21 protein-coding genes are annotated in these 26,718 nt (G+C 67.4%); 12 read left to right on the top strand and 9 right to left on the bottom strand.

The features are described 5' to 3' along the window. Positions 1-6 precede the first annotated feature (6 nt). The 3 genes from ACP7A3_RS16455 to ACP7A3_RS16445 are packed head-to-tail and all read right to left on the bottom strand — an operon-like array spanning position 7 to position 4,405. Positions 7-855 carry a helix-turn-helix domain-containing protein gene (locus ACP7A3_RS16455; RefSeq protein ID WP_426256650.1) on the bottom strand — a complete coding sequence of 283 codons (849 nt, stop codon included), beginning with the start codon at positions 853-855 and terminating at the stop codon, positions 7-9. Positions 856-875: 20 nt separating this feature from the next. Beyond that, positions 876-2,105, bottom strand: coding sequence for a cytochrome P450 (locus tag ACP7A3_RS16450; protein ID WP_147034913.1), 1,230 nt, complete (start codon positions 2,103-2,105; stop codon positions 876-878). Then, on the bottom strand, positions 2,105-4,405 hold the full coding sequence (locus ACP7A3_RS16445) for a TonB-dependent receptor (RefSeq protein ID WP_426256649.1): 2,301 nt from the start codon (positions 4,403-4,405) through the stop codon (positions 2,105-2,107). Before ACP7A3_RS16445 ends, ACP7A3_RS16450 begins: the two co-directional genes overlap by 1 nt. Positions 4,406-4,607: 202 nt before the next feature. Between ACP7A3_RS16445 and ACP7A3_RS16440 the strand changes: the two genes are divergently transcribed. From ACP7A3_RS16440 to ACP7A3_RS16415, 6 genes are all read left to right on the top strand, one after another. Further along, positions 4,608-6,023, top strand: coding sequence for an aldehyde dehydrogenase family protein (locus tag ACP7A3_RS16440; RefSeq protein WP_426256648.1), 1,416 nt, complete (start codon positions 4,608-4,610; stop codon positions 6,021-6,023). Between the two features lie 386 nt (positions 6,024-6,409). Further along, a complete protein-coding gene (locus tag ACP7A3_RS16435) occupies positions 6,410-7,672 on the top strand; it encodes an OmpP1/FadL family transporter (RefSeq protein ID WP_426256647.1) in 1,263 nt (420 codons plus the stop codon). 10 nt (positions 7,673-7,682) lie between these two features. Continuing rightward, positions 7,683-8,090 (top strand): YeeE/YedE family protein, encoded by a 408-nt coding sequence (locus ACP7A3_RS16430; RefSeq protein WP_426256646.1) that lies wholly within the window; start codon positions 7,683-7,685, stop codon positions 8,088-8,090. Next, on the top strand, positions 8,087-8,503 hold the full coding sequence (locus tag ACP7A3_RS16425; protein WP_426256645.1) for a DUF6691 family protein: 417 nt from the start codon (positions 8,087-8,089) through the stop codon (positions 8,501-8,503). Before ACP7A3_RS16430 ends, ACP7A3_RS16425 begins: the two co-directional genes overlap by 4 nt. Before the next feature lie 232 nt (positions 8,504-8,735). Beyond that, positions 8,736-10,154 (top strand): sensor histidine kinase, encoded by a 1,419-nt coding sequence (locus ACP7A3_RS16420; RefSeq protein WP_426257159.1) that lies wholly within the window; start codon positions 8,736-8,738, stop codon positions 10,152-10,154. 10 nt (positions 10,155-10,164) lie between these two features. Continuing rightward, positions 10,165-10,812, top strand: coding sequence for a response regulator transcription factor (locus tag ACP7A3_RS16415; RefSeq protein WP_017978006.1), 648 nt, complete (start codon positions 10,165-10,167; stop codon positions 10,810-10,812). Here ACP7A3_RS16415 and ACP7A3_RS16410 read toward each other — a convergent pair. Beyond that, a complete protein-coding gene (locus tag ACP7A3_RS16410) occupies positions 10,762-11,583 on the bottom strand; it encodes a hypothetical protein (RefSeq protein WP_426256643.1) in 822 nt (273 codons plus the stop codon). The two genes, ACP7A3_RS16415 and ACP7A3_RS16410, sit on opposite strands and share 51 nt — an antisense overlap. 657 nt (positions 11,584-12,240) lie before the next feature. Between ACP7A3_RS16410 and ACP7A3_RS16405 the strand changes: the two genes are divergently transcribed. From ACP7A3_RS16405 to ACP7A3_RS16390, 4 genes are all read left to right on the top strand, one after another. Further along, positions 12,241-12,816, top strand: coding sequence for a hypothetical protein (locus ACP7A3_RS16405; RefSeq protein WP_063688080.1), 576 nt, complete (start codon positions 12,241-12,243; stop codon positions 12,814-12,816). A 57-nt stretch (positions 12,817-12,873) separates the two neighbouring features. Further along, positions 12,874-13,536: a hypothetical protein gene (locus ACP7A3_RS16400; protein WP_426256642.1), complete on the top strand. Its 663-nt coding sequence runs from the start codon at positions 12,874-12,876 to the stop codon at positions 13,534-13,536. Positions 13,537-13,845: 309 nt separating this feature from the next. Further along, positions 13,846-15,276 (top strand): DUF4139 domain-containing protein, encoded by a 1,431-nt coding sequence (locus ACP7A3_RS16395; protein WP_426256641.1) that lies wholly within the window; start codon positions 13,846-13,848, stop codon positions 15,274-15,276. Continuing rightward, positions 15,276-16,805, top strand: a complete 1,530-nt coding sequence (locus ACP7A3_RS16390; protein WP_426256640.1) for a DUF4139 domain-containing protein — start codon at positions 15,276-15,278, stop codon at positions 16,803-16,805. Before ACP7A3_RS16395 ends, ACP7A3_RS16390 begins: the two co-directional genes overlap by 1 nt. Positions 16,806-16,969: 164 nt before the next feature. On the opposite strand, the gene ACP7A3_RS16385 is transcribed toward ACP7A3_RS16390, so the two are convergent. Then, positions 16,970-18,580 carry an ABC-F family ATP-binding cassette domain-containing protein gene (locus tag ACP7A3_RS16385; protein WP_426256639.1) on the bottom strand — a complete coding sequence of 537 codons (1,611 nt, stop codon included), beginning with the start codon at positions 18,578-18,580 and terminating at the stop codon, positions 16,970-16,972. Positions 18,581-18,776: 196 nt separating this feature from the next. Here ACP7A3_RS16385 and ACP7A3_RS16380 point away from each other — a divergent pair, with 196 nt between their 5' ends. Together ACP7A3_RS16380 and ACP7A3_RS16375 are read left to right on the top strand one after the other, a co-directional pair. Beyond that, entirely contained in the window at positions 18,777-19,097 is a 321-nt protein-coding gene (locus tag ACP7A3_RS16380) for a hypothetical protein (protein WP_426256638.1), read from the top strand. A 174-nt stretch (positions 19,098-19,271) separates the two neighbouring features. After that, a complete protein-coding gene (locus tag ACP7A3_RS16375) occupies positions 19,272-20,102 on the top strand; it encodes a 23S rRNA (adenine(2030)-N(6))-methyltransferase RlmJ (protein WP_426256637.1) in 831 nt (276 codons plus the stop codon). Between the two features lie 85 nt (positions 20,103-20,187). Here the strand turns inward: ACP7A3_RS16375 and ACP7A3_RS16370 are convergent, their stop codons facing one another. The 4 genes from ACP7A3_RS16370 to ACP7A3_RS16355 all read right to left on the bottom strand — a co-directional run bounded on the left by ACP7A3_RS16370 (position 20,188) and on the right by ACP7A3_RS16355 (position 26,689). After that, positions 20,188-21,168, bottom strand: coding sequence for an aldo/keto reductase (locus ACP7A3_RS16370; protein WP_426256636.1), 981 nt, complete (start codon positions 21,166-21,168; stop codon positions 20,188-20,190). 109 nt (positions 21,169-21,277) lie between these two features. Beyond that, on the bottom strand, positions 21,278-23,602 hold the full coding sequence (locus tag ACP7A3_RS16365) for a GH92 family glycosyl hydrolase (protein WP_426256635.1): 2,325 nt from the start codon (positions 23,600-23,602) through the stop codon (positions 21,278-21,280). A 97-nt stretch (positions 23,603-23,699) separates the two neighbouring features. Further along, positions 23,700-24,827, bottom strand: a complete 1,128-nt coding sequence (locus ACP7A3_RS16360) for a metallophosphoesterase (RefSeq protein WP_426256634.1) — start codon at positions 24,825-24,827, stop codon at positions 23,700-23,702. 383 nt (positions 24,828-25,210) lie between these two features. Next, on the bottom strand, positions 25,211-26,689 hold the full coding sequence (locus ACP7A3_RS16355) for a porin (RefSeq protein ID WP_426256633.1): 1,479 nt from the start codon (positions 26,687-26,689) through the stop codon (positions 25,211-25,213). Positions 26,690-26,718: the final 29 nt, after the last annotated feature.

The following is a 26,718-nucleotide window of genomic DNA, read 5'->3' as shown; positions in this document are numbered from 1 at the left end:
GTGTCCCTACTGGATGGTATGGCGCCAGCCGCTGGGCGTCTGGCCGGCATATTGGCGGAAGGCTCGGGTGAAATGACTCTGGCTGGTGAAGCCCAGCCGGTCAGCGATGGCGGCGATCGACATGTCGGACGCGCCGAGCAATTCCTGTGCGCGATCGAGACGCGCTTTCATCACATATTGATGCGGCGTCGTGCCGGTCGATTTCTTGAACACGCGGCAGAAATGCGACGGCGTCAGGCCCGCGCGCTGCGCCAGCGCCTCCAGCGTATGGTCGCCTTCGGGATGGGCGAGAATGTCGTTCATGATCTGGTGGATGCGATAGGCGGAGAAATCGGTGCTGGGGAAGGCGGCGTCGGCAACCGGCGTGGTGCCGCGCAGCGTGTGCGCGCGCAGCGCGCCGAGCAGCGTATCGATGTAATTCGCGCGTTCCTCGGTCTGCGCGGCGTATAATTCGCCCAGGATCTGCCGCGTCAGCGCGATGCCGAGCGGGTCGGCGAAGGCGAAGCGCATCGCGCGAAACTGATCGACGGCGCTCTGCCGTTGCAACTCGTCGACCGGCACCGAGACGGTGACGACGTCGAGTTCGCCGTCGATCCGCCAGCCCGTGCTGACCCCTGCGGGGACGATCGTCGCGCAGCCGGGGATCGAGCGCGACTTGCTCCACTGATCCACTTCCCACAGGCGGGTGTCGGGCTTGCCGCCGACATGGACGACGAAGACGGGATCGACCAGCGCCGGCAATTCATAGCTGCCGATGAACTGCCGCCAGCGCGCGAATTGCCAAGCGCCGATGTTGACGCTGCGATCGGGCGCGCGGCCCAGGGTTTTGGCGATGATCGTTTCGTTGCTGGGCATGCCCGTCGCGTCCCTCTCCATCACGCAGCCCGCAGAACGACGTCGAGGTTCTTCAGGCCGTTGATGAAGTTCGACCGGAACCGACGCGGCGGCGCTTGCACGTCGAACGATGTAACACGATCGGCGAGCGTGTCGAACGCGATGCGCAGCTGCATTTCGGCGAGGCGCGATCCGACGCAGACGTGCTGGCCGGCCCCGAAGCCGACATGCTGCGCGCCCTTGCGACGAACGTCGAAGCGATCGGCGTCGGGGAAGGCGCTCTCGTCGCGATTGGCGGAGATGTACCACAGCACGACCTTGTCGCCCTTCGCGATGGCCTGACCGCCGACGATGGTGTCCTCCATCGCGGTCCGGCGCATGTGCATGACGGGGCTGGCATAGCGGACCATCTCCGGCGCGGCGGTCTTCAGCACATCGCGGTCGGCGCGGATCGCATCCCACTGGTCCGGGTTGGCCGAAAAGGCGGCGACGCTGTGGCTGAGCGAGTTGCGCGTGGTTTCGTTGCCGCCGACCAGCACCAGGATCAGATTGCCGATGAAATCGCGGAACGGCACCGGCACGCCGTCGATCTCGGCATTGGCGAGCAGCGAGGCGATGTCGCCGGTCGGTTCGGCGCGGCGCGCCTCGAACAGTTCCTGGCCGAAGGCGAAGAATTCGCCCAACGTCGCACCCATCGCTTCCGGGCTCTGGCGAAATTCCGGATCGTCCTCGCCGACGAAGGCGTTGGTCCAGTCGTACAGCTTGGGCCACAGGTCGATCGACACGCCGAGCAGCTCGGCCAGCGTCATCAGCGGCAGCGGTGCGGCGAGGGCCGGGACCAGATTGATCGTCTCGCCGAGCGGGATGTCCGCGACCAGCTGTGCGACCCGCGTCCGGATGCGCGTCTCGATATCGCCGAGCCGGGCGGGGGACAGCGCCGGCATGACGAACTTGCGGTAGCGGGTGTGGATCGGCGGATCGCGCGAGATGAAGGGGATGCCGATCGCCGACTCGCCGGCGCCGGTCAGCCCGACCTCGTTTTCGTTGAAGATGCGATGGCCGCCATTCTCATAGGCCGACGAGAACAGCTGCGGCTGGCGCGACACCTCGACGATATCGGCGTGGCGCATGACCGACCAGAAGCCGGCACCGTCGCTTTCGGGGGTCCAATGCACCGGGTCTTCGCGCCGCAGGTGCGCGAACAGGTCCCATGGCACCCCGGCTTCGTACAGGCCGGGGTCCTTCAGGTCGGCGGCGAGCAGCGTCGCCATCAGAACGCCACCCGGATCGAGCCGCCGTAGGTGCGCGGCGTTGCGGGAACGAGGAAGTTGTAGGGGAAACCCGCCCCGCGCAGATCGAGGCCATAAGCATAGACGCGCGCGTTGAAGAGGTTGTTGGCGAACGCCTTGATCGTGAAGCGACCCGTGGTCAGTGCGGCGGTCAGATTGACCTTGGCATAGCCGCCCTGTTGCAATTCGCTGTTGCGCTGCCCGGTGCCGACCGCATTGATCGCGTTGAACGGCGAGAAATACTGGCGCGAGAAATAGGCGACGCTGGGCGACACGGTGAGGCCGTTGGTGCCGTTCTTGAACACGGTCAGGTCGACGCCACCCTGTGCGGTGAAGCGCGGTGCGAACGGCAGGTCGTTGCCGTTGAGCACCGTGTTCTGGAGCGTCAGCTGCTTGTACGTCGAATGGAGGTAGCCCGCCGCAGCGGTCAGCACGATCGCAGGCGACACGCGCAGCCGCGCCTCGCCCTCCGCGCCATAGACTTCCGCCTTGGGCGCATTGACCAGGAACGACACCGGACCAGGCCGCGTGTCCTGCACCTGCTGGTTGGCATAATCATAGTAGAAGGCGGCGGCGGTCAGCGTCAGCGCATTGTCGAAATAGCGGCCCTTCAGCCCGACCTCATAGGCATTGACGCGTTCGGGCGCGATATAGTTGATGCCCGCCGACGAGGTGTAGCCGCCGCCGTTGAACGCGCCCGAGCGATAGCCACGGTTGTAGCTGGCATAGACCAGGGTGCCGCCGTCGAACGTGTAGCTGAGCGAGACGCGGCCGGTCAGCGCGTTGTTCCGGCCGTCGAGCGCAAAGCGCGCCGCCGGATTGTAGGCGCAGGTGCCGGGCACGCCGGGGCAGGGCACCGTCGTCGCCAACGGCGTCTGGGTGCCGCCGATATTGCCGGCGAACAGATAGGCATAGCCGTCGCGATACTGGCTGCGATCCCAGGTGTAGCGCGCGCCCAGCGTCAGGACGAGGCGGCTGGTGAGGTCGTAATCGCCCTGGGCGAAGACGGCGTAGCTGCGCCGCACCTGGCGGTAATGCTGGAAGAAGCCGCCGTTGACGTTCGGCCCGAGCGCCTGACCGATGTTGAACGTATTGTCGGTGGTGACCTGATCCCAACCGTAGAAGCCGCCGGCGACCAGCTTCAGCTTGTCGGCGCTGTAGTTGACGCGCGCTTCCTCGCTGAACTGCTGGAAGGACGAGCGCCAGTTGATGTCGAGCACGTCGAGCGGCGAGCCGTCCGCCGCCTGTTGCAGGTTCTGCTTGCCGCCATCGCGCGAGGTGATCGAGGTGAAGGTCAGCTTGGGCGAGAATTCGTAGGCGATCGTTGCCGATGCGCCATAGGCTTCGGTGCGGTTCAGCCCCATGCGGTTTTCATTGGTCTGGAAGAAGCCGAGGCCCGTGCGATAGGGCAGCAGGCCGTGGATCGCCGCCTGCGCGCCGCGGTCGCGCCCGCCATAGACCTTCAGCTTGATATCGAGCGGGCCGGCGCCGGGGCGGATGCGCAGGGTCGCGCGGCCTTGCAGCGTGTCCTGCGAATTGCCGTCGCGGCCGCCCGGGAAGACGTTCTGGATCTGGCCATCGCCCTTCGCATAATTGCCGGCGATGCGCAGGCCGAGCTCGTCTTCGACCATCGTCGTCTCGATCGCTGCCTGCGCGGTATAGGTGTTGAAGTTGCCGTAGCCGCCTTCGACATAGCCTTCGTTGCCGCTGAGCGTCGGCCCCTTGGTGATGAAGTTGATCGCGCCGCCGGTGGTGTTGCGGCCGAACAGCGTGCCCTGCGGGCCGCGCAGCACCTCGACGCGTTCGAGATCGAACAGGCCCATGCCGTGCGCGGTGCGGCTGGCAAGGTACACATCGTCGACATACACGCCGATCGGCGAGGCCTGATTCGAGTTATACTCGTTGGCAACACTGATCCCGCGCAGCGAGAAATTGGGCTGGGTCGAGCCATAAGGGCTGCTGACCTGCAGGTTGGGCACCGCGGCGGCGAGGTTCGCCGAATTGGTGATGCCCTTCGTCGTCAGCGTGTTGCCGCCGATTGCCGATATTGCGATCGGCACGGCGAGGACGGATTGTTCGCGGCGCTGCGCGGTGACGACGATGTCGCCGCCCTGGTCCGGGGTGGCGGCGGGCGGCTGCTGATCATCCGCAGCGGGGGCGGCCGGCGGCGTCGCGGCCGCATCCGTGCCGTTCGTGGATTGAGGCTGCGTCTGGGCCTGCGCCATCGCAGGATATGTCAATGCGGCGCCGGCGAGCAGGGCCGTGGCGAACCTGGACATCATGGTCCTCTCCTTGTGATGGGAGGCTCTTGGGTGGCCTCTTCCATGCTGTTGTGTAGCGCAGGCCTTCGTCCGGTGCTTTGCATGGCCTTGTTTCGCTTTTTCACATTTCTTGCGCGCACGGCTGCACGGCTGCGGCGATCTGCTACGTCGATGACACAAGGTGTTGCCCGCTTGCCGCGGAGCCGCCGCACAGGAGAGCGAGATGGATTTCGACGGTCCCTACACCATGACCATCGGCGGCCGGTCGGTGCCCGGCTCAGCCACGTTCGACGTCGTCAATCCGGCCACCGAAGCGGTGATCGCACAGGCCCCGGAGGCATCGCGCGAGGATCTGGATGCGGCGGTCAAGGCGGCGCGCGATGCCTTCCCCGGCTGGGCGGCGACGCCGATCGCGGAACGCCGCCGGCTGATCGACGCGCTGGGCGATGCGATCCTCGCCAATCTCGACGCGTTCAAGCGCCTGCTGACGCTTGAGCAGGGCAAGCCCCACGCCGATGCCCAAGGCGAGGTCGGCGGCGCGGGCATGTGGCTGAAGGGCGCGGCGACGCTCGACCTGCCGGTGACGGTCAACGAGGATACCGCCGAACGCTACAGCGAGACGCGGCACGTGCCGATCGGCGTGGTGGGCGCCATCGCTCCGTGGAATTTCCCGATGATCCTCGCGATGTTCAAGGTCGGGCCGGCGCTGCTCGCGGGCAACACGATGGTGCTGAAACCGTCGCCGTTCACGCCGCTGACCACGCTGAAATTCGGCGAGCTGGCCGCCACGATCCTGCCCGCGGGTGTGCTCAACGTCGTGACCGGCGGCGATCGGCTGGGACCGTGGCTGACCGAGCATCCCGGTATCGACAAGGTGAGCTTCACCGGATCGACCGCGACCGGGCGCCGAGTCATGCAGAGCGCGTCGGCGACGCTGAAGCGCGTGACGCTGGAACTGGGCGGCAACGATCCGGCGATCGTGATGCCCGATGCCGATGTCGCGGCGATCGCGGAAAAGCTGTTCTGGGCGGCCTTCACCAACAACGGCCAGATCTGCATCGCGACGAAGCGGATGTACGTGCATGAGGCCGTGTACGAACCGCTGAAGGCGGCGCTGGTCGCCTATGCCAAGACGGTGAAGGTGGGCGATGGGTCGGAACAGGGCACGCAGATCGGCCCGATCAACAACCGTCTGCAATATGAGCGCGTGCTGAGCCTGATCGCGGATGCGAAGGACAAGGGCTACACGTTCCTGATCGGCGGCGAAGCTTCGGACACGCCGGGGTATTTCATCCCGGTGACGATCATCGACAATCCGCCCGAAGACAGCCGCATCGTGCAGGAGGAGCAGTTCGGCCCGGTGCTGCCCCTGATCCGCTTCGACGATGTCGACGACGTAATCGCCCGCGCCAATGCCAGCGAATATGGTCTAGGCGCCTCGGTCTGGGGCGCGGACGAGGACGCCGCATATGCGGTCGCCGAACGGATCGCGAGCGGCACCGTCTGGGTCAACGAGGTACAGCATCTGACGCCGTTCGCCGCATTCGGCGGCATGAAGCAGTCCGGCCTGGGCGTGGAAGGCGGGCTGGAAGGCCTGGTGGAATATACCAATACGCAGACGATCACGCGGCGGCGGTGATGTGATCGCGCGATCCTGACGGCCACGGCGTTTTGTGGGTGTTGTAGGGGCGTATTCGGATGGTCGCCCGTCGCGAGGCGGTTGTGCTTCCGCGACGTGCGTTCAGCTGTTCCGACGTCGTCAGTTTCTGGATCGTGTGGGCCTAGTTATCAGTCCGACTGCACATGTAACATACGGATAAGGCGGGCAATTTATCACAATAGTACATTGACAGTAATTGCGGTCACGCTCGCCGTATGGAGCGCGTCCGAAATTCTATTCTTGATCGGCGATCATGAATACGTCGGATACGATGCATTTTTGGCGGTAAAGCCAAGATATCTTGCCGCCCTTAGCGACTCCCATTTATCGCCTACCGAAACGGTAGGAAAAAGGGAGTGGCGCGCATGTGGGGACGCAAATTCGTAAAGGTCGGCACGGCAAGCGCTGCCGTGGCATTGCTGGCCGCGACACCGGCCTTGGCGACCGATGGCTATTTCCTCAACGGCGTTGGCGCCAAGGCCAAGGGCATGGGCGGCGTCGCCATCGCCTTGCCGCAGGACGCGCTTTCGATCGTGTCCAATCCGGCGGCGGGGACCTTCATCGGGCATCGCCTGGATGGTGGTGTGGAGATCTTCGTTCCCGATCGCGGCGCAGGCATCAGGGGCAACGCGGCCGGGCCCGACGCGCGGTTCGGCGGCAATGGCAGCAATCCGTTCGTGCTGCCCGAAATCGGCTATGTCCGGCCGCTGTCGGACAGGGTCGCGATCGGCATCGCCATCAGCGGCAACGGCGGGATGAACACGAACTACAGGGACAATCCCTTCGCGCGCTTCGGCGCGACCGGCCGGGCCGGGGTCAATCTGCAGCAGCTGTTCGTGTCGCCGACTTTCTCGGCGCGGATCGCGCCCGGTCACGGCATCGGCATTTCGCCGGTGATCGCGGTGCAGAGCTTTCGCGCGAACGGCCTGCAGCCCTTCGCCGCCGCCTCCGCCGATCCGCAGCATTTCACCGACCGTGGCACCAGCTGGTCCGCAGGCGTCGGCGTGCGCGTCGGCTATCTGGGGCAGCTTGCCGACTGGTTGAGCATCGGCGCCTTCTACCAGTCGAAGATCGCGATCGGACGGTTCAATCGTTATGCCGGGCTGTTCGAGGATCGGGGCAGCTTCGACATCCCGGCGTCCTACGGCGCGGGACTCGCGGTGAAGCTGGTGCCCGCGCTGACGATCGCGGCGGATTACAAGCGGATCGACTATTCTGGGGTGGGCGCGGTGGGCAATCCGCTGGCCCCCCTGTTCCGCGGCGTGCCGTTCGGAGCGGCGGGCGGTCCCGGCTTCGGCTGGCGCGACGTCAACGTCGTCAAGCTCGGCGCCAGCGTCACCGCCAGTCCCCGCTGGCAGCTGCGCGCGGGCTATGGCCATTCGGACAATCCCGTGCCGCCGTCGCAGACGTTCCTCAACATCCTCGCGCCCGGCGTCGTGCAGGACCATGTCACGCTCGGCGCGACCTATACGACGCGCTCGGGCGTCGAGATTACCGGTTTCGCGATGCATGCCCCGAAGCGGCGGGTCGAGGGTCGCGGTTCGATCCCCGCGTCTTTCGGTGGCGGCGAGGCCGATATCCATCTAGGCGAGACGTCGATCGGACTGTCGTTCGGCAAGCGCTTTTGAAGGAGGTGGCATGAGCCTGGCGGACACGCTGGTGCCGTTGGCGGGTGGTGTGGTCATAGGGGCGGCGGCCGGTGGGTTCCGGATCATGACCGGGCGGATCGCGGGTATCAGCGGCATCTATCGACAGGCCATCACCGGCCCCGACCGGTGGTGGCGGCTCGCCTTTCTGGCCGGGCTCGTTATGGCTGGCGTGGGCGCGATGGCGCTGGGTGCGATGCGCGGGGCAGCGGCGATCGACGCGATGGGCCTGCCGCTGCTGATCGGCGGCGGCCTGCTCGTCGGGTTCGGGGCGGGGTTCGGCGGGGGATGTACCAGCGGGCACGGCGTCTGCGGGATCGCCCGCCTGTCGCCGCGGTCGCTGGTGGCGGTGCCGGTGTTCATGCTCAGCGCGGTCCTGACCGTGCTGGTGACGAAATGACCCAGCGTCACGCGCCGGTTCTCACCGCCTTTGCCTGCGGCCTGCTGTTCGGCATCGGCCTAGTGATATCGGGCATGACCGACCCGGCGCGCATCCGTGCGTTTCTGGACGTGACGGGAGCCTGGAACCCCAGCCTCGCCCTCGTCATGATCGGGGCGATCGCGACCGCGGCACCCTTCTTCTCCTATGCGCGCCGGCGCGAGGGTGACGGGGGTGGCGGCCAGGATGGGCGACGGATCGACGCGCAGCTGGTGATCGGGGCGACGGTCTTCGGCATCGGCTGGGGGCTTACCGGGATTTGTCCGGGGCCCGCCTTCGTCAACCTCGTCGCCGCGCCGCAGCCGGTCGTGCTGCTGCTGGCCGCGATGGGTGGCGGGCTCGCGCTGTCGCGCTGGGTCGGTGCGCGGCGATAGGCGACGCCCGGGCTGAGCCTCCGCACCACGGGCGCTGATCCGACGGCCTATACCTGGCGGCGCAATTCACGCTGTTGCACCGCGGCGGAGATGCTCGCCGCAGCAGGCTGTCGTTGCCGGGTCGTTTGGCGTCTTGCCCCATTTTGGGATGGCAGCTGGCAGCGTGATCGGCGCCGCACATTGTTCTCCATTTCGCAATGGGTTAGTACCGGGTCGGACCTGGGGCAAACGAATGCAACGATTCTGGGCCATGATCGATGAGGATCGTCGCCCCCCGCCCGCGGCCCCGCTGTCTGCGTCCTCCATCACCGCCGCCGCTGCCGCCATCGTGGTGACCTGGGCCGCGCGTGTGTTTGCGGGCGTGGAACTGCCCTTCCTGTTCTGCCTGGGGGCCATTCTATATGCGTCGCTGAACGAAGGCCTGGTGTCGGGCCTCGTCGCGACGGGGGTGACGCTCACCGGGACGACGCTGTTCGCTAGTCCATCGAGCCCGCTGGTCACCGGCCGCAACCTCGTCATCGTGACCGCATTTGGGGCGGCCCTGTCGATCACCGGCGAATTGATGCAGCGCGCACAGCGCCGGGAACAGCGGGCCGCGGCCCATGCGCGGCGACGCGAACAGACATTGCAGATCATGTTCGACGATTCGCCCGCGGCGATGCTGGTGGTCGATCCCGCCGATCGGATCGCCGCCGTGAACGACGCGACCGCCGAGCTGTTCGGCATAGACCGCCGCGCGTTCGCCGGGCTGCCGCTCGACCTGTTCGTGCCGCCGTCGTCGCGCAACGCCGCAGCGCCGCATCGGTCGATCACCGCGGACGGACGGACGCTGCACGTGCGGGTTCTGTCGAAGCCCATCCCCCTCGCCGGACGCGCCTACAGCATGCTGTACCTTCGCGATGAAAGCGAGGCGATCAAGGCCGCCGAGCAACTCGCCGAAACGCAGCGCGGGCTCTACCGGATCGCGCGAGCCACATCGCTGGGCCAATTGGGATCGTCGATCGCGCACGAGCTCAACCAGCCTTTGGGCGCGATCGCCAACTATCTGGGCGTCGCGCAAGCGCTGCTCGCCGGCCAGACGCCACAGGTCGCTCCGGCGAACGAGGCGCTCGGCGACGCGCTGCGGCAGGTGTTTCGCACGGCAGCGGTGCTGCGCAAGCTGCGCGAATTCGTCGCCCGGCGGCCGCCGACGTTGCAATGGCTGGACGTTCACGCGCTGATGGAAGACGTCGTCAGGCTGGCGCACCTGGCCGTGAAGGAATCGGGCGCGCAGTTCGAAGCCTGCATCGACCGGGGGCCTGCGGAGATACTGGTCGACGCGGTACAGATCCAGCAGGTCCTGTTGAACCTTTTGGTCAATGCAGCAGAGGCTGTCGAGAATCGTCCGTCGCCCTCCATCGGACTGCGCAGCTGGAGCGAGCATCCGGACACGCTGACCATCGCCGTCGAGGACAGTGGCCCGGGCGTGCCGCTCAAGGAGGATCGCGATCTGTTCGCACCATTCCAGTCAACGAAAGCCGAAGGGGTAGGGATCGGCCTCACCATCTGCCGCAGCATCGTGGAGGCGCATGGGGGCCGCATATGGTGCGACAATGAGTCGACGTTGGGCGGCGCACGATTTCTGCTCTCACTACCACGCCGGGATGCATAGGGGACCCATCATGCAGAACGAGTTGCCGATCTACATCATCGACGATGAGCCAGAGATGTGCCGCTCGTTATCGCTGCTGCTCGCGACATCCGGGGTGCCGGCACGATCGTTCGGCAGCGCCGACCTGTTCCTCGATGCGCTGGATTCCCTGCCGATCGGCGTCATCATCTGCGACGTCATCATGCCCGGGTCGTCCGGCCTCGCGCTGGTGCGTGCGCTGCCGCCGCTCGACCGGCCGGACCCCGTCATCGTCATTGCGGGCCATGCCGACATACCGCTCGCCGTCGATGCGCTGAAGGCCGGGGCGTTCGATTTCATCGAAAAGCCGTTCGAGGCGTCGGTGATCGGCAAGGCGGTGGCGGGCGCCAAATCCCTGCTGCGCGACCGGATGGCTGCCCGGCAACGGCTGGACGCCTTGTCACCGCGCGAACGGCAGGTGCTGCATCTGATCAGCCAGGGTGCGACGAGCAAGGAGGCGGCGCGCGCCCTTGGCATCAGTCCGCGGACGGTCGAAACCTACCGCGTGCATCTGCTTGAAAAGACGGGTGCGGGCAGCACAGCCGAACTGATCCGCCTCGGCGTCGAACTCGATCGGTTGGGCGTGGGATCACTCGCGCCACTCGTCGCGCATCAGCTTGATGCTCAGGCTGTACACTAGCCCGCTCGGCGGCAGGCGCATGATGGCCTCGCACCGGCGGTTGGATGCGATGAGATCGCGCAGGAGGCGCGAGCCGAACCCCGTTTTCGCCGGCATCGTGACGGGAGGACCATCGATTTCCCGCCATGTCAGATGCAAAATGGCATCCCCCGCCTCGCTGCGGACCAGCGCCCAGCGGATATCGACCCGCCCCAACGGGCTGGTCAGGGCACCATGCCGAATGGCGTTCGCACAGAGTTCGTGAAGGACGATCGCGATCAGGTTCGCCCAGCGCGCGGCCAGCGCGACGGACGATCCGGATTGCGCGACGCGGGGGCGCTGCGGATCGTCGAACCGGGCGGTGACTTGCGCCGTAACCTGCTGGATCGAGCAATAATCGCCCGTAACCTCGCATCCGATCCGCGCGACGGCATCCAGGCTGCGCAGGCGGTCGATGAAGGCTGCCACGACGGGATTGGCGCCCAGAGGAGCCAGCGACAGGCGGGCAAGCGCGATGGCCAGCGAGACGAGGTTGCGCGAGCGATGCACGGCCTCGGTCTGGGTGACGATGTCGAACGAACGGTCTTCGTCGGGCGCGATGGAGAGGCTGACGATCCGGCCGTCGTCCGTGGTCGCGGGGATCGTGACAGGCAATCGCGACGCCGCGTCCAGGCCGCCATCGTGCAGCCGACCGGACCGTGTCGCGCCGTCCGCGTGGTCCGTTATCCGGATGGCCGCGGGCAGGTCCTTCCACTGGATCGTCAGATAGACCGGCGATGCTTCGACGGACATGATGCGACGCTCCTCGCATAGGCGGTTCATGAGCGGGACGCGCCAGCGTCCGCCCCCGGGCGCACCCTGCTGCTACAGCGGCCTGTCCAGCAATTCCGAAACAATACGGATCGCATGCCGCGGGGTGATCCGTAATCGCGCGAATGTTCGGGAGGCCCTGGCGGTCGTAGCGATAGCGGCAGGAGGTGCGTCATGCCGGACAGAGTTCTGCATCGGGTGGTGAAAGGGAAAACCGACGATCGGCACGGCCGACTGATGCCCGCCCTCAGGGTGGACGCCCGTGCCGACCGTCGCGGGCGGCCGGGCTCCATCCTGCCGGATCGGTTCCGGGATCGCCGGGCTTGCCCCAAAGCCCCCCGCGTGGTGTCCGGCGTGGCCACGATGGCTGGCCGATCAGGACGACAGCCACTTCCGTCCTGAATCCCGGCGGTCGTCGCTCGCACCTCCCCCAGGTGCGAGCGGCACTGCCGATCGAAACGAAACCGGAAGATCTGCGGTGGTCGTCACGGACGCGGTCGTCGCGCGCGGTGCATTGCCGCGGGATCTGCCTGTCCGTCATCGTGCGGCCCGCCGATCCGCGCGGTGTGTTCCAGGCCGGACGGCGAAGCCCTCGCCGGCCGTTCACCCAACGACAGTTGGTCAACAGGAGCACTTGCCATGAAGAAAGCTATCTACAGTTCGCTGTCGGTTCTTGCATTCGCGATCGCCGTGCCCGCCGCAGCGCAGACATCGGGCACGGTGACCGGCGGTGCCGGCATCGGCATCGGTGTCGGCGGCTTCACCAACGGCGCCATCGATACCTCGGCGGTGAGCGGGACGAACAATCAGGCGCTCAGCGTCGATGTCACCCGCAATATCTCGGCATCGTCGGGCAGCGGCTTCGGCGGCACGATGAACATCAGCAGCGTGCCGGCCGGGTCGAGCTATGCCGTGGTCGGCGGCGTCGGTACGTCCGGATCGTCGATCGCCGCGAACATCGATGCGGCGAACAACGGCACCATTACCACCACCAGCTTCAATGCGGGCCTGTACGGTGGTCTGACCGGCGGTTCGGCGGCGCTCAACATGCAGGTCATGAACTTCGGCCAGAGCACCGCGGACTTCAAACTGGTCAGCTCGTTCGACGCGACCCACTCCGACCAGTTCAACCTCACCTCGACCGACTGGACGATGGCCGGGGCGGCAGGTGCCACTGCCTTCGGTTTCGGCTCGCTCGGCTGGGACGTCGATTGATCGACCAACTCGGGGTGGCGCGGCCGCCACCCCATTTCTTGAAAAGGGAGAGGGAAGATGAAACGTGTCCTGGGTCCAGCCGCCGTTCTCGCGCTCCTGCCACTGAGCGCCACGGCGCAGCAAATGGAGGCGCAATCGAGCAATACGGTCAACGTCATGGCGATCACCGGGCCGCAGACCGACGTTCCCACACGGCAGGAGGTCGTCTACGGCGGGCACACGTGGACGACGCCGAGCGCCCAGGGCAGCTATTTCGGCGGTGCCAATCCGTGCCTGATCGGCAGCGGCGGCGGCGCCGCGGGCGGCCCCATCGCCTTCAACATCAACGTCGGCAAGAGCGACGAGGGGTGCCAGCGCCGGTCCGATGCGGCCGCGTGGCATGCCATGGGCTTCGACAATGTCGCGGTGGCGCGCATGTGTCAGGACATCAAAAGCGCGGATGCCTTCTTCGCGGCCACGGGAGAGGTCTGCCCCGGGGCGATGGCCACGCGCTACAAACTGGCGGACGGCTCGCCGGCGCGCCCCGCGGCGCTCGTCGCGAACAGCCGTGCGATACCCGGCAACCAGTATAGCGGCCCCGTCGACATCACCAGCCCGCAGGTGCAGGCCGCGATCCGCGCCGAGGCCGCGAAGATGCTGCGGTCACAATCGAGCGTGAGCGCTCCGCCTCCGGGGGCATCGCCGTCAATCGGAAGCGAAGTGCCATTGATGAGGAAATAAGAGGGTGGGCGACGTGATCGCACATCGTGGACTCTCATCTGCGCGCGGAAGGGATATCGATTAGGATGCGACGCGAGGGGGCCGCGCAACGTCGCGTCGGTGTTGACCTTCCGCCATTCGCCCGACGTTTCGCCGATGGCACCTGCCGTATGCAGGCAAATGTGGTATAGTCGAATGACGCCATGGGCGACGATGGTCTTACCCACGTCGCCGTAACGACGCCGCCGCCGTCCATCGCCTGACGTTTACGCGTTGCGCCGACGTCGGCGCCATCGCATGCTCCGTCGCAAAGCGCCGGGGAGACGAGACATGCGGAACGGGTGGATGATCGCTGGACTGCTCGCCCTGCCGACGGGCGCGGGCGCGCAGGTATCGCCGACGACCGTGCCGCCCCCCGCCGCGGTCCCGGGGGCGGGCAGCGCGCAGGGCGACGTGTCGGTCACGATCTACAATGGCGACGTCGCGCTGGTGCAGGACGTTCGCCAGCTCACCCTCGCGGCCGGCCGCGTCCGCCAGTCCTTCCCGGACGTCAGCGCCCAGATCCGGCCCGAGACGGTGTCGCTGACGATGCCCGACGCCGGCATCGTCGAACAGAATTTCGACTATGATCTGCTCAGCCCGTCGAGCCTGATGGAAAAGGCGGTGGGCGAGACGATCACGCTCGTCCGCACCAACCCCGCCACCGGTGCCGAAACGCGCGAGCGGGCGCGGGTGCTGGCGGTGAACGGTGGCGTCGTCCTCGACATCGGCGGGCGGATCGAGGTGCTGCGCGACGACGGCCTGCCGGTACGTGCGGTGTTCGACCGTGTGCCGGAATCGCTGCGTGCGCGCCCGACCCTGTCGGTGACGCTGGCCAGCGCGCGATCGGGAACGCGGCCTGCAACGCTGTCCTATCTCACCCGCGGCCTCGGCTGGAGCGCCGATTACGTCGCGCTGTTCGACGACAAGGCCGGCACGGTCGACGTGCAGGGCTGGGTGACGCTACGCAACACGACCGGCACCACCTTCACCAATGCCAAAACCCTGCTCGTCGCGGGCGAGGTGGGTAGCGCGAACGACGAGGACGACGCCCCGGTTCGTCCCCGGCGGCCGGTGCGCACCCAGGCCGGCAGCGAGACGTCGGCGCGCGAGCAGCTTGGCGACTATTACCTCTACCCGCTCGCCGAGCGGACCACGATCGCCGACAAGCAGACCAAGCAGGTCAGCTTCCTCGACGTGAAGGGCGTTGCCGCCAGCTCGGGCTATCGCTTCGACAACGGCTGGCTCGGCACGGCCGACGCCCCGCGCAGCGCGCAGAGCGTCCTCCGCTTCTCCAATCGCGGCGGCACCGGCGGGGTCGGCGACGCGCTGCCGGCCGGCACGGTGCGTGTCTACATCCGCGATGCGCGTGGCCAGCCGCAATTTACCGGCGAGAACCGCATCGAACACACGCCGCAAGGATCGACGATCGCGCTGCCGACCGGCGACGCCTTCGACGTCAAGGTGCAGCCGACCGTGGTCGAACGTACCCGGCTCGGCGGCGACCGGTGGCGGACGCGCATGCGTTACACGCTGACCAATGCGCGGCCGCGCGCCGTGACGGTCGAACTCGTGCAGTCGGGCCTCGACTGGTCCGACACGCGGATCACCGACGAGAGTCGCAAGAGTGAGCGGCCCAATGCCGGCAGCGCGACGTGGCAGGTGCCGGTTCCCGCCAATGGGGAGGCGGTTGTCACCGCGACCTTCGACACGCGCTACTGATGCGCGCGCTGCTGATGGTCTTGCCGGCGCTCATCGCGATCGGCGCCGCGCCTCTGCCTGCAACGCCCGGCGTCGTGACGTCGCCGGCGCCTGCAGCCGTCGCGCTGACCGTCTATCGCGCGCCCTACGGCCAGGGCGTGATGAACCTTAACTATCTGCAAGGCTTCGCGCTGGTCACCGAAACCCGCCGCATCGCCGTGCCGAAGGGCGCATCGACGCTGCGCTTCGAGGGCGTCGCCGAGGGCATCGTGCCGGTGAGTGCGGTGGTCGAGGGATTGCCCGGCGGCGTCATCGAAAAGAACCGCGACGCGCGCCTGCTGTCGCCCGCCTCGCTGGTCGACGGCACGTTGGGCCGCACCGTGACGCTGACCCGCACGGATCGCGCCACCGGCCGCCGGGTTTCCGAACAAGCGACGATCGTCGCCGGTCCTGCGAGAGGCGTCGTGCTGAAGACGCGCGCCGGGATCGAGACGCTGCGCTGTTCGGGCCTGCCCGAGCGCTTGAGCTTCGCCGGCGTGCCCGGCGGACTGTCAGCGAAGCCCGTGCTCAGCGTCGCGACGGTCAGCCCGGTCGCGCGCACGGTCACCGTAAAGCTGAGCTACCTTGCCAGCGGCTTCGACTGGCGTTCGAGCTATGTCGCCACCGTCGCGCCCGGTGGCCGCACGCTCGACCTGTTCGCCTGGCTGACGCTCGCCAACGCCAATCCCGAGCGCTTCCCCGACGTGCAGCTCAGTGCCGTCGCGGGCCGGGTCAACCGCGTCTGGACGCCGGGGCTCGAACGGGCCGTCGCGGCGCTGTCGCTGTCCTGCTATCCGCTCGGCACGACGACGTCCGATCTGCCTGAGGAGACGTTCGAAAAGGCCGACGACATCGTCGTCACCGGTTTTCGAATGGCAGCGCCGCCTCCGCCGCCGCCGCCGCCGGCACCGGAGCCGGCACCCGCACCGCCGGCACCGGAGAACCTCGGCGACCTCAAGCTCTACCGCGTGCCGATGCGCGTCACCGTCGCGCCGCGTGCGCAGAAGCAGGTCGCGCTCTTGTCCCGCGCCGGCGTTCCCTTCGATCGACGGTATCGCGCGCGCCTCTATCCCGGACAGCCCGTCGCGAGCGCGCCGACCCGCATCGTCCTCGCGCTGCGCAACCGCCGTGACGCCGGCCTTGGCCTGCCGCTGCCGGCGGGCAGCACCGCGGTCTATGCCACGCGCAACGGCGAGCGGCTGCTGCTCGGTCAGGGCGCGTTGACGGACCGTGCAGAGGGGGAATCCTTTCGCATCGCTGCGGGCATCAGCCCGCAGGTGACGGTCATGCAGGAGCCTATTTCTGCCGACATCATGCGCGTGGTGCTGACCAATGCCGGTGCCGCGCCTGCGTCGGTCGACGTGCCGATCGGCACCGCCGGCCAGCGGATCGAGGCGATCGACGCGACGCTGCCGATCGTCGACGGCGCCCGCACGTGGTCGGTGGTCGTCCCGCCAGGCCGCACCGCAGAGTTGCACTACCGCTATTGCTGGGACCGCTGCCAGCGCTAGCCGCGGGGCGCGGGTAACGGGGCATCTCGGCCGATGAGGTTCCCGCTGGCGGAGGACGATGCGGCCACGGCGGAGCCGATCGGCGCCAGCCTCGCCTGTGCGCGATAGACGTCGTTGGGGATGTCGTGGAATATCCGTCCGCGCGCCGGTTGCCTTGCGACGGGCTAACCGGGCGTGGGCGCGGCCGTATCCGTCGTGATACTGGTGACCGCCATAGATCGCTCGACGCCGATCACGCGAAGGAAGCGAGCGTCGTGGCTGACCACGAGCAGCGCCCCGTCGAACCGTTGCAGCGCGCGCTCCAGAACCTCGATCGACTCGATGTCGAGATGGTTGGTCGGTTCGTCGAGGATCAGCAGCCAGGGCGGCTGCGGTCCGGAGAGCGCGGCGGCCAATCCCGCGCGGAGCCGCTCGCCACCCGACAGCGTGCCGACGACCCGCTGCGCGTCACGGTTGCGAAAGGCGAAGCGCGCGCAGGCGGCACGGACAGCCTCTTCGTCCAATGTGGGGTGGAGGCGGCGCAGATTGCCGACGATCGTGTCGGCGGCGTCGAGCAGGTCGACATGCTGGTCGAGCATCGCGATCTGATCGGCGCGTCGACGAACCGTACCGCTGGCTGGGGCGAGGTCGCCCTTGGCGAGGCGGAGCAGGGTCGATTTGCCGGCGCCGTTACGGCCGGTCAGCGCGACACGTTCCGGTCCGCGGATCGTCAGCGACCAAGGGCCGAACCGTCGCTCGCCATAAGCGACGGTCGCGTGCTCGATCGAGAGTATCTCGGCCTGAGACGGGAGGCCGGTGGCGGGGAGGTCGATCGTGAGCGGCGTCAGCACCTCGACCCGTGCCTGGGCAGATGCGCGGGCTTGCACGGCTTCCTCGATCTGCCGTTCGGCGAGGCGGCGGCCGTGCCCGCTGCTGTTCTCGGCGCGCTCGGCTTGGCGGCCGAGCAGAATCTTCGGCTCCGACCCCTTGGCGGCGAAGCTGCGCCCGGCCTTGTCGCGCCGGTCCTTGGCCTCACGCGCGGATTGGGCGGCGAGGCGGGTGGTGCGAAGGGCGGCATCGGCGCGGGTCCGTTCAGCGTCCGCGAGCGCGCGTTCGGCGTCGCGCGCCGCGGCGAACGTCGACCAGCCGCCGCCCACGATGCGAATGCCGATTGGGCTCAATTCGACGATCCGGTCCATGGTTTCGAGCAGTGCGCGATCATGGCTCGCGACCAACAGGCCGCCGCGCCAGCCCGCGATCCAGCGTTCGATGGCGGCTCGGCCTTCGGCGTCGAGATTGTTGGTTGGTTCGTCGAGCAGCAACACGTCCGGCTTGGCGATCGCCAGCCGGGCCATGCCGATCCGCGTCCGCTCGCCGCCGGACAGGCTCCCCATCGGGCGCTCCAAGACGAAGCCCTCGAGGCCGACATCGGTGAGCGCGGCGTCGATCGTCGCCGGCAGCGTCCAGTCGGCGGCGTCGAAGTCCGCTGCGGTGCCATCCCCGGCTTCGATCCGTGTCAGGATCGACAGTGGGGCGTGGACGCCGAGCGCTTCGGCGACGCTGTCCCCGTCATGCCAAAGCTGGGCAAGGCGGTCGACCGTGCCCGCGCGGTGGATTGTGCCGGACACGGGAAGCGCTTCGCCTGCAACGATATGCAGCAGCGTTGACTTGCCCGATCCGTTGCGCCCGACCAGGCCGATGCGCTCGGCACCGACCGACAGGGTCAGGTCATCGAAAAGCGGTCGGCCGTCAGGCGTGGCGGCGGAGAGATGAGAGAGGGTGAGGAAGCTCGACATAGACACCGTGGCGGACGGAAAGGGCAGGGCGGGTGGCGCTGATCTTCCGGTCGTTCATGGTCGTGGCTCCTTCGGTCTCGCCACCGATATAGTCGATGGCGACGCCTGCGTCACCTGGGCCGCAACAGCTACAGCGTATATTCCCCGCGCCATGGCAGTCGTGCCCTGACCGGGATTGCATGCTAGAGCCGCCCGCATGTCCAAATCGCACAGCACCGACGGCGTCGTCCTGGTCGATGGCGCCACCTATGAATGGCACCTGCAACGTGAACCGCATCAATCGGACGACGAAGGGTGGAAGGGCATGACGATCGCTCTGCTGCAACGCGATGCCAAGCGCGAAGCCTGGGTGGAATTTCCGCCGCCCAAGCGGCTGTTGAAGGGCTTGCCGCGCGGTCGTCTGCAACTGGATGACGCGACAATCTCGCGATGCGTGCGGGCCGCTCTGTCGGCGGGGTGGGAGCCGATGTCGCGGGGCAAGCCGGTGGTGTTTTCGGTCGACGCTGAAGGCAATTGAGCGGTCGATGCGGGCAGGACACGACTGCGGTCCTGCCTGACGACAACGATCGGTCGTAGCCCGCGACCGGTTTGATCGCCTTTTTATTCGCGCCCGATGGGCTACATCCGCCGCCTTGCGCGGCACCACCTGTCGCGGCGCGTATGGGTTGGATCGTCAGGAACTATAGTCGCCGTGAATTATCGCCATTCCTTCCATGCGGGCAATAGCGCCGACGTGGTCAAGCACAGCCTGCTGATCGCGCTGGTGCAGGCCTTGCAGCAGAAACAGACCCCGCTGACCTTGATCGACACCCATGCCGGCTGCGGGCTGTACGACCTGTTCGGCGAAGATGCCCAGCGCACCGGCGAATCCGCGCACGGCGTGATGCGGGCCTTTGCCGACCAGAACCCATTGCTGGACGACTATCGTGCCGCCGTACAGGCAGTGAACGTCGCGGCCGAGCCAAACCTCTACCCCGGGTCGCCGCGGTTTCTGGCGCAGCTGCTGCGCCCGCAGGACTTTCTGATCCTGAACGAGAAACATCCCGAGGATGTCCGCACGCTACGCCGGGCGATGCGCGATACGCCCGCGGCCGTGCATGAGCGCGACGCCTACGAATTCTGGCTGGCGATGGTCCCGCCCCGCACCGCACGCGGTGTGGTGGTGGTCGACCCGCCCTATGAGCAGACCGACGAACGCGACCGGATCGTCACGACCCTTGCCGCCGCCCACCGCAAATGGGCGCATGGCGTGACCGTGATCTGGTATCCGCTGAAAGACCGCGCCACGCATTCGCGGTGGAAGGAACAGCTGCACAGGCTCGCCATCCCGAAATTCCTGACGGTAGAGCATTGGCTCTACGACGAGGATCAGCCCGGCATCTATAACGGCGCCGGCCTGTTCATCATCAATCCGCCCTACGCCTTCACCCAGGCGCTGCCGCCTCTGCTGGAGGCGCTGCGCGCCGTGCTGGCGCCGGAGGGGCATGACGGCGAGATCTCGGCCAACTGGCTGCGCGGCTGATTACCGCGCCGGCTGCTCGGCGACGGTAGGGCCGCGCTGAACGACCGAGTTTAATGGACGCCGGTTGATCCGCCCGCATGTTTGGTCATGAGAAGCCGACCACCGCATGCGGCACGTACGGCGCCTCCAGCCGGGCGATCTCGTCATCCGACAGCTCCAGGTCGAGCGCCGCGATGGCGTCATCGAGGTGTGCCGGTTTGGAGGCGCCGATAATGGGTGCCGACACCTCGGGCTTGGCGAGCACCCAGGCGAGCGCGACCTGCGCGCGGGGCACGCCGCGCTCGGCGGCGACGGCGGCGACGGCTTCGACCACCTTGCGGTCCGCCTCCTGCGTCGCCGCATACAGCGTGCGGCCGAATTCGTCGGTGTCCGAGCGGGCGGTGGTCTCGTCCCAGTCGCGCGTCAGCCGGCCGCGCGCGAGCGGGCTCCATGGGATCACGCCGATCCCCTCTGCCGCGCACAGCGGCAACATCTCGCGCTCTTCCTCGCGATAGAGCAGATTGACGTAATCCTGCATGGTCGAGAACCGCGTCCAGCCGTTCGCCTCGGCGACGTGGAGCATCGTCGCAAACTGCCAGGCGGCCATCGATGAGGCACCGATGTAGCGCGCCTTGCCCGCCTTCACGACGTCGTGCAGCGCCTCCAGCGTTTCCTCGATCGGCACGTCATGGTCGAAGCGGTGGATCTGGTAGAGGTCGACATAATCGGTGCCGAGCCGGGTGAGGCTGGCATCGATCTCTGTCATGATCGCCTTGCGGCTGAGGCCGGCGCCGTTCGGGCCGGGACGCATGCGGCCATGGACCTTGGTCGCGATCACCACGTCGTCGCGGCGAGTGAAATCCTTCAGCGCGCGGCCTACGATTTCTTCCGATGTGCCGTCCGAATAGACGTTTGCCGTGTCGAAGAAGTTGATCCCGGCCTCAACCGCCTGGCGGAGGAGCGGCCGGCTCGTCTCTTCGTCGAGCGTCCAGGCGTGATTGCCGCGATCGGGAATGCCGTAGGTCATGCAGCCGAGGCACAGGCGCGATACGTCGAGGCCGGTGTTGCCGAGCTTGATATAGTCCATGGGTCGTCTCGCTTGTTCGGTTTGCCGCATCAACGCACGGGCGGCGATTGTGGCGCTGCCGATCGTCGTTGGTGCGGGCGGGTATGCGAGGGTCGTGGCGGCCTGTGGATCAGCGCGCGGTGCTGCTGGAGTAGGGGCGGTCCGCGGGGCGCGTCGCCCATGTGGTGTTCGGCGCCGCCTGCATGACGAAGCGTAATTCGCCGCCCGCCATGATCTCATCGTGGCGTAGATAGGCGCGGGTGACGGGCGCTCCGTTCAGCGTGACCTTGCCGACATAGGGGTGTCGGTCGTCGAGACCGTCCGCGATGACGGTCAGCGTCCGGCCGTTGGGCAGCGTCAGCACCGCCCGGTTCACGAACGGCCTGCCGATGACATATTCGAGACTGCCGGGCGTCACCGGGTAGAAGCCCAAGGCGGTGAAGACCAGCCACGCCGACATCTGGCCCAGATCGTCGTTGCCGGACAGGCCATCGGGCGTCGCGCGATACTGACTGCCGACGATCTGCGTCAGTCGCGCCTGCGTTCGCCAGGGCGCTCCGGCATAATTGTACAGATAGGCGACATGGTGGCTGGGTTCGTTGCCGTGGATATACTGGCCGATCAGCCCGGCGATGTCCTCGGCATGGCTATAGTCGAGCTTGGACGTGTCGAAATCGAACATGGCATCCAGCTTTGCGACGGTCGCCGCTTCGCCGCCGAGCGCGCGGACAAGCGAGGCCTGATCCTGCGGCACGAACCAGCTGTATTGCCAGGCGTTGCCCTCCGTATAATCGGATCCGTAATTGATCGCGGTCGGATCGAACGGCACGCGGAACGTCCCGTCGCTCTTGCGCGCGCGGATGAAGCCAGTCTTCGCATCGAAGCTGTTGCGCCAATTTTCCGAGCGCTTTGCGAAGGTTGCGGCGACGTCGGTGCGCCCCATCGCACGCGCCAGGCGGGCGATGGTCCAGTCGTCATAGGCATATTCAACCGTCTTCGATGCCGCTTCGGGTTCGCGGTCAATCGGCACGTAGCCGCGCGCCATATACTCGCCGAGCCCGGCATAAGGCGCATAGGTGGCACTGGCGACCATCGCCGCCAGCGCGGCATCCGCGTCGAACCCGCGGATGCCCTTCAGATAGGCGTCGGCGATCACCGGAGCGGCGTGATAGCCGATCATCGTCCACGTCTCGCGCCCCTGGAACTGCCAGACGGGCAGGATGCCGTCGGGACTGTGTTCGCGGCTGGCGATGAGCGAGCGGACGATGTCGCGCGTCGTGGCGGCCGGTTGCACCAGCGTCAGCAAGGGATGTTCGGCGCGGAACGTATCCCACAGCGAGAAGGTCGATCGGAACGTATAGCCGTCCGCGCGATGCACCTGATTGTCCGGCCCGCGATAGCGACCGTCGACGTCGCCAGCGACGGACGGGGCGAGGAGGCTGTGATACAGCGCGGTCGCGACCGATCGTTGCATGGGCGCGGGCGCGTCGATACGCAGCACGTCGAGCGCGGCGTGCCATGCCGTCGCGGTCCGGACGGCGATCGCGTCGAAATCGCCGGTTTCGCTCAGCAGGTTGGCGATCGCGCCCGCCTCGTCGACCGAGGAGATGGCGCTGGTGACCTCGATCGGGCGATCGGTGGTGCCGAAATCGAACCGGGCGACGAGCGCCCGCCCGGCGCGTTCGGCCACCGCGTCGCTGCCGCGCCCGGGACCCTGGAAGCCCTTGTACGCGACATCGGTCTCGGTCGACACGAAGGCGTGCCCCGTCAGTGGCACCGAAAAGCGGATGGCGAAGCACAAGTTGCGATCCGGCGCCCAGCCGCGCGTCTGCCGGCAGCCGGTGACGATGCCGTCGGGACGCAGCCGGATCGACGACCACAGGACCTTGCCGGGATAATTGTAGAGCGAGCTGCGCAGGTCGAGCAGCAGATGCATCGGCTGCGCCCCGGCGGTGGGACGATAGCGGGCGACACCGATCCGTGTCCCTGCGGTCAGTTCGGCGCGGACGCCTCGATCCTTCAGGGCGACCGCATAATAGCCCGGCCGCGCGACCTCCGCCGCATGGTCGTAGCGCGATCGATAGCCCGTCCCGGGCTTGCCGTCGTCGCCCGGCTCGAACGGAACGGCGTCGCCTGTCACGGGCATCATCAGCACATCGCCGAGATCCGAATGCCCGGCGCCCGAAAAGTGCGTCAGCGAAAAGCCCTGGATCGTCGGGTCCTCGTACCGATAGCCGGCGGCATGGCTGTAGCAGGCGCGCAGGACGCAGGTGGTGTCCGTGTCGGGCGAGAATTGCACCATGCCGAACGGCGCGACCGCACCGGGAAAGGTATGGCCTTCGCCGCCGGTGCCGATCATCGGATCGACCTGATCGTACGTCGATTGGGCGAGGAGCGGCGTCGCCGCGAACCCGGTCAGCAGCACCAGAAGCGTACGGAAGCGAAGGGTGGTCATCGGACGGTTAGAGCATTCCCCCGGTATCAGGGGAAGGCCATTTGTCGATGATGCCGCGTTGTTTCAAAGGCTTGAGGGGCGATGCGGTGCTGCGATCCTATGCCATGGGGCGCAGGGTGAAGCGCGTGATCTCCGACGGCACGCCCAGCCGCAGCGCGAAACCTGGCCACAGGCCGGTGCCGTTGCTGACGTACAGCGTCATCCCGCCGACCGCGTAACGTCCCGACACGAAGCCGGCATTGCCGCGCGCAACGAGCCGGTCGAGCCCGCGGATCATGCCGCCATGCGTATGCCCGGACAGTTGCAGCGCAACTCCGCGCGCAGCGGCATCGCGCGCCTTGCGGGGCTGATGGTCGAGCAGGATGACCGGCGCGCCTGCGGTGGCGCCCCGCAGCGCGAGGGCGAGATCCGGCCCGGCCTCGCCGACGCTGGGTGCCGACAGGTCGGTGACCCCGGCGACGACCAGCCGCTCCCCGCCGCGTGCGATGACCGTGTGGGCGTTGGTCAGCATGCGGAACCCCAAGCCCGACAGGTGCCGCATCCATGCGCCGTAATCGAAGAAATATTCGTGATTGCCCGGAATGGCATAGACGCCGTCCGGCGCACGCAGCCGCTGGAGCGGCGCCACGTCGTCGCGTCGCATGGCCACCGACCCGTCGATGAAGTCGCCGGTGACGACGATCAGGTCGGCGCCCGACGCATTGGTGCGATCGACGACCGCCTGCGCCCAGCGCGGCGTGAAGAGCCGGCTGATGTGCAGATCGGTCAGCTGGACGACGCGATAGCCGTCGAAGGATGGCGGCAGGTCGCGGATCGCCACCGTCACGTCCTTGATCGGCGGCACGCGCAGCGCATTGGCGACGCCGATGCCGGCGAGCACCGCCGCCAGGCCCGCAACGGCGTAGCGCAGCGCGTCCGGCTCGCGGATCGCCGCCTGCCGCGCGAGCAGCGTCAGCAGTGCGCCGAGGTCGAGGACCAATTGGAAGACGGCGAGCAACACCAGGGCGCCGAATGCCCAGTTGAACAGGATGACGATGGGGCGCGGAAATTCAGGCGCGAAAACCGATCCCGACGACAACCGGCTCCACAGGTGAAATTGCGACGCCGCCAGCATCAGGAGGCTGACGGCTATCTTGGTCCAGAGCGGCAGCGGCAGGGGCCACAACCAGCGCGCGATGACGATCAGCGCCGGTATGGCAAAAACGAGGTTGAAGATGGGAGGCACTCCGGCGTTTGCATGCGATGCCTGCTGTAAACGTGGCACGGGGCCGCTGTGTCCATACCCAAGTCCGCGCGAGACAGCGTGGTTGTGGCTTCTCCCGAAATGGGACGCGATGGCAGAGGGGGCGAACTAGGCTGTATCGCCATTCACCGTCGTGACGGAGCTTTCGACGAGCGGAAAGGCATGCAGAAATTAGAGTTTTGTTCGCGCTGAGGCGCGGAGGACGCAGAGATGTCACGCGCGTGGCAGCGCTTCGCCTTGACCTTGACCGAGATAGACAGGCCGCTCGCGCGGCAAACGCGACACCTCTGCGTCCTCCGCGCCTCCGCGCGAACCGTCTTGTCTTCACCTCTTCGTATCGTGGCGTGAATGAATGCCGATCGGTCCTAAAAGCCCTGTTTGACCGTGACATGCAGGCGGTCGAGCGTTCCCGCCGATCCATTGGCGAGTTCCCGATGCGACAGGCGCGCTTCAACGCCCAGATCGAGGCGCGGCAACGGCGAGACGAACAGGTTGATCGCCGTGTCCCATACCTGCCGCGTCGACAGGGGCGAGGCGGACGCCGGGTTCCAGATGCGCTGGAACGACCCCATCCACGTGCTGCGCAGCGTGCCCGTCCAGACATGGCGGATCGCGGCAAATCCCGCGACCAGCGGCACGGCGACCAGTCGGTCGTCCGCCGCCTGATAGATCGCATCGGCCGCGACGTTCGCGCCGACATAGCGGCCGAGGCCACGGCCGCCGGTCATCATGAAGCGGATATCGTCGCCCTTGCCCGTGGGCAGCGGTGCGATGCCCGCCAGCGAGACGCCATAGCCTTGCGCCGTTGCCGCCGGACGGCCGTTGGCGGGATCGACGCGCATCGATCGGAACAGTCCGGTCAGCGACAGGCTGGCCCCCTTCGACGCCCAGAGCAATTGCCCGGTCACATCGGGGATGCTGTCATCGTCATTGTCCGACAGCGCAGTCGCGCCGGCCATCGCGGACACGGTTTCGGGGTTTTCGATCGAGGCGGACACGGTCCATCCGGTGCCGATCGGACGGCTGTAGCGCAGCAGCATCTGGCGGACGAGCACGGTGCCGTCGGTGACGCCGACGAAATCCGCGGTTTCGGGCAGGGCCGCGACATATTGGAAGTTGCTCCAATCCTGTCCGACCGCAAAGCCGCCATAGCCCGCGACCGCGCGACGCAGGCCGAAGGTATAGGGATTGAGCGCGCGTTCCCCGCCGGCCACCGCGGGCGCGACCTGAAAATCCGCCTCGATCAGCGTGGTCAGTGACTGGGTGCCGACCGGTGTCGCGGTCTGGAAGGCGATGCGCGATTGCTTGGCCGAGGCATCGGTGAGGATACCGGATCGCCGGCCGCCGACGGGGATCGATTGCGGCAGCGACAGTTCGCGCCCGAGTGGGGTGGTCGCGGTATCGCCGTTGCCGTAGCGGCTGACGATGAGGTCGCCCTTGATGAAGCCCGCGATCCGGAAGCTGGTCTCGCCGATGCGGAAGCCATAGCCTGACGGTAGCGACGCCGTGCCGCCTTGCGCGGTGATCGACGGGGTGCCTGCCGGGCGGGGCAGGGGGTCTGGCGCGGCTGCGCGCGCTATCGCGGGGTGCGCAATCGGGGCGGGCGCTGTCTGGGCGGGCGCCGTCTGGGCGGGAGTGGCGGCGACGACCGGCACGGGCTGCGCGGGCGGGTGCGTCGCATCGAGCGCGCCTTGCACCGCGTCGAGCTGTTGCTGCAGCTGTGCCACTTTGGTGCGCAGCGCCTGATAGTCCTCGGCCGACTGCGCGGCGGAGGGTATCGCGGCGATCATGGCCGCACCGCACAGCAATAAGGCGCACGTCGTCCGCTGCCGAAGATGCGGCATTTCTGAAGTCCTTTTATCGAGAGGCCCGG

The organism is Sphingomonas sp. DC5200-1, from assembly GCF_049897245.1.
Taxonomy (GTDB): Bacteria; Pseudomonadota; Alphaproteobacteria; order Sphingomonadales; family Sphingomonadaceae; genus Sphingomonas; species Sphingomonas aquatilis.
This window is presented reverse-complemented; position numbering and strand designations above follow the sequence as displayed.

What these genes read in the sequence shown, in the direction of transcription:
- ACP7A3_RS16455 (WP_426256650.1), bottom strand. Translation starts at nt 855, where the DNA reads ATGCCCAGCAACGAAACGATCATCGCCAAAACCCTGGGCCGCGCGCCC.
- ACP7A3_RS16450 (WP_147034913.1), bottom strand. Translation starts at nt 2,105, where the DNA reads ATGGCGACGCTGCTCGCCGCCGACCTGAAGGACCCCGGCCTGTACGAA.
- ACP7A3_RS16445 (WP_426256649.1), bottom strand. Translation starts at nt 4,405, where the DNA reads ATGATGTCCAGGTTCGCCACGGCCCTGCTCGCCGGCGCCGCATTGACA.
- ACP7A3_RS16440 (WP_426256648.1), top strand. Translation starts at nt 4,608, where the DNA reads ATGGATTTCGACGGTCCCTACACCATGACCATCGGCGGCCGGTCGGTG.
- ACP7A3_RS16435 (WP_426256647.1), top strand. Translation starts at nt 6,410, where the DNA reads ATGTGGGGACGCAAATTCGTAAAGGTCGGCACGGCAAGCGCTGCCGTG.
- ACP7A3_RS16430 (WP_426256646.1), top strand. Translation starts at nt 7,683, where the DNA reads ATGAGCCTGGCGGACACGCTGGTGCCGTTGGCGGGTGGTGTGGTCATA.
- ACP7A3_RS16425 (WP_426256645.1), top strand. Translation starts at nt 8,087, where the DNA reads ATGACCCAGCGTCACGCGCCGGTTCTCACCGCCTTTGCCTGCGGCCTG.
- ACP7A3_RS16420 (WP_426257159.1), top strand. Translation starts at nt 8,736, where the DNA reads ATGCAACGATTCTGGGCCATGATCGATGAGGATCGTCGCCCCCCGCCC.
- ACP7A3_RS16415 (WP_017978006.1), top strand. Translation starts at nt 10,165, where the DNA reads ATGCAGAACGAGTTGCCGATCTACATCATCGACGATGAGCCAGAGATG.
- ACP7A3_RS16410 (WP_426256643.1), bottom strand. Translation starts at nt 11,583, where the DNA reads ATGTCCGTCGAAGCATCGCCGGTCTATCTGACGATCCAGTGGAAGGAC.
- ACP7A3_RS16405 (WP_063688080.1), top strand. Translation starts at nt 12,241, where the DNA reads ATGAAGAAAGCTATCTACAGTTCGCTGTCGGTTCTTGCATTCGCGATC.
- ACP7A3_RS16400 (WP_426256642.1), top strand. Translation starts at nt 12,874, where the DNA reads ATGAAACGTGTCCTGGGTCCAGCCGCCGTTCTCGCGCTCCTGCCACTG.
- ACP7A3_RS16395 (WP_426256641.1), top strand. Translation starts at nt 13,846, where the DNA reads ATGCGGAACGGGTGGATGATCGCTGGACTGCTCGCCCTGCCGACGGGC.
- ACP7A3_RS16390 (WP_426256640.1), top strand. Translation starts at nt 15,276, where the DNA reads ATGCGCGCGCTGCTGATGGTCTTGCCGGCGCTCATCGCGATCGGCGCC.
- ACP7A3_RS16385 (WP_426256639.1), bottom strand. Translation starts at nt 18,580, where the DNA reads ATGTCGAGCTTCCTCACCCTCTCTCATCTCTCCGCCGCCACGCCTGAC.
- ACP7A3_RS16380 (WP_426256638.1), top strand. Translation starts at nt 18,777, where the DNA reads ATGTCCAAATCGCACAGCACCGACGGCGTCGTCCTGGTCGATGGCGCC.
- ACP7A3_RS16370 (WP_426256636.1), bottom strand. Translation starts at nt 21,168, where the DNA reads ATGGACTATATCAAGCTCGGCAACACCGGCCTCGACGTATCGCGCCTG.
- ACP7A3_RS16365 (WP_426256635.1), bottom strand. Translation starts at nt 23,602, where the DNA reads ATGACCACCCTTCGCTTCCGTACGCTTCTGGTGCTGCTGACCGGGTTC.
- ACP7A3_RS16355 (WP_426256633.1), bottom strand. Translation starts at nt 26,689, where the DNA reads ATGCCGCATCTTCGGCAGCGGACGACGTGCGCCTTATTGCTGTGCGGT.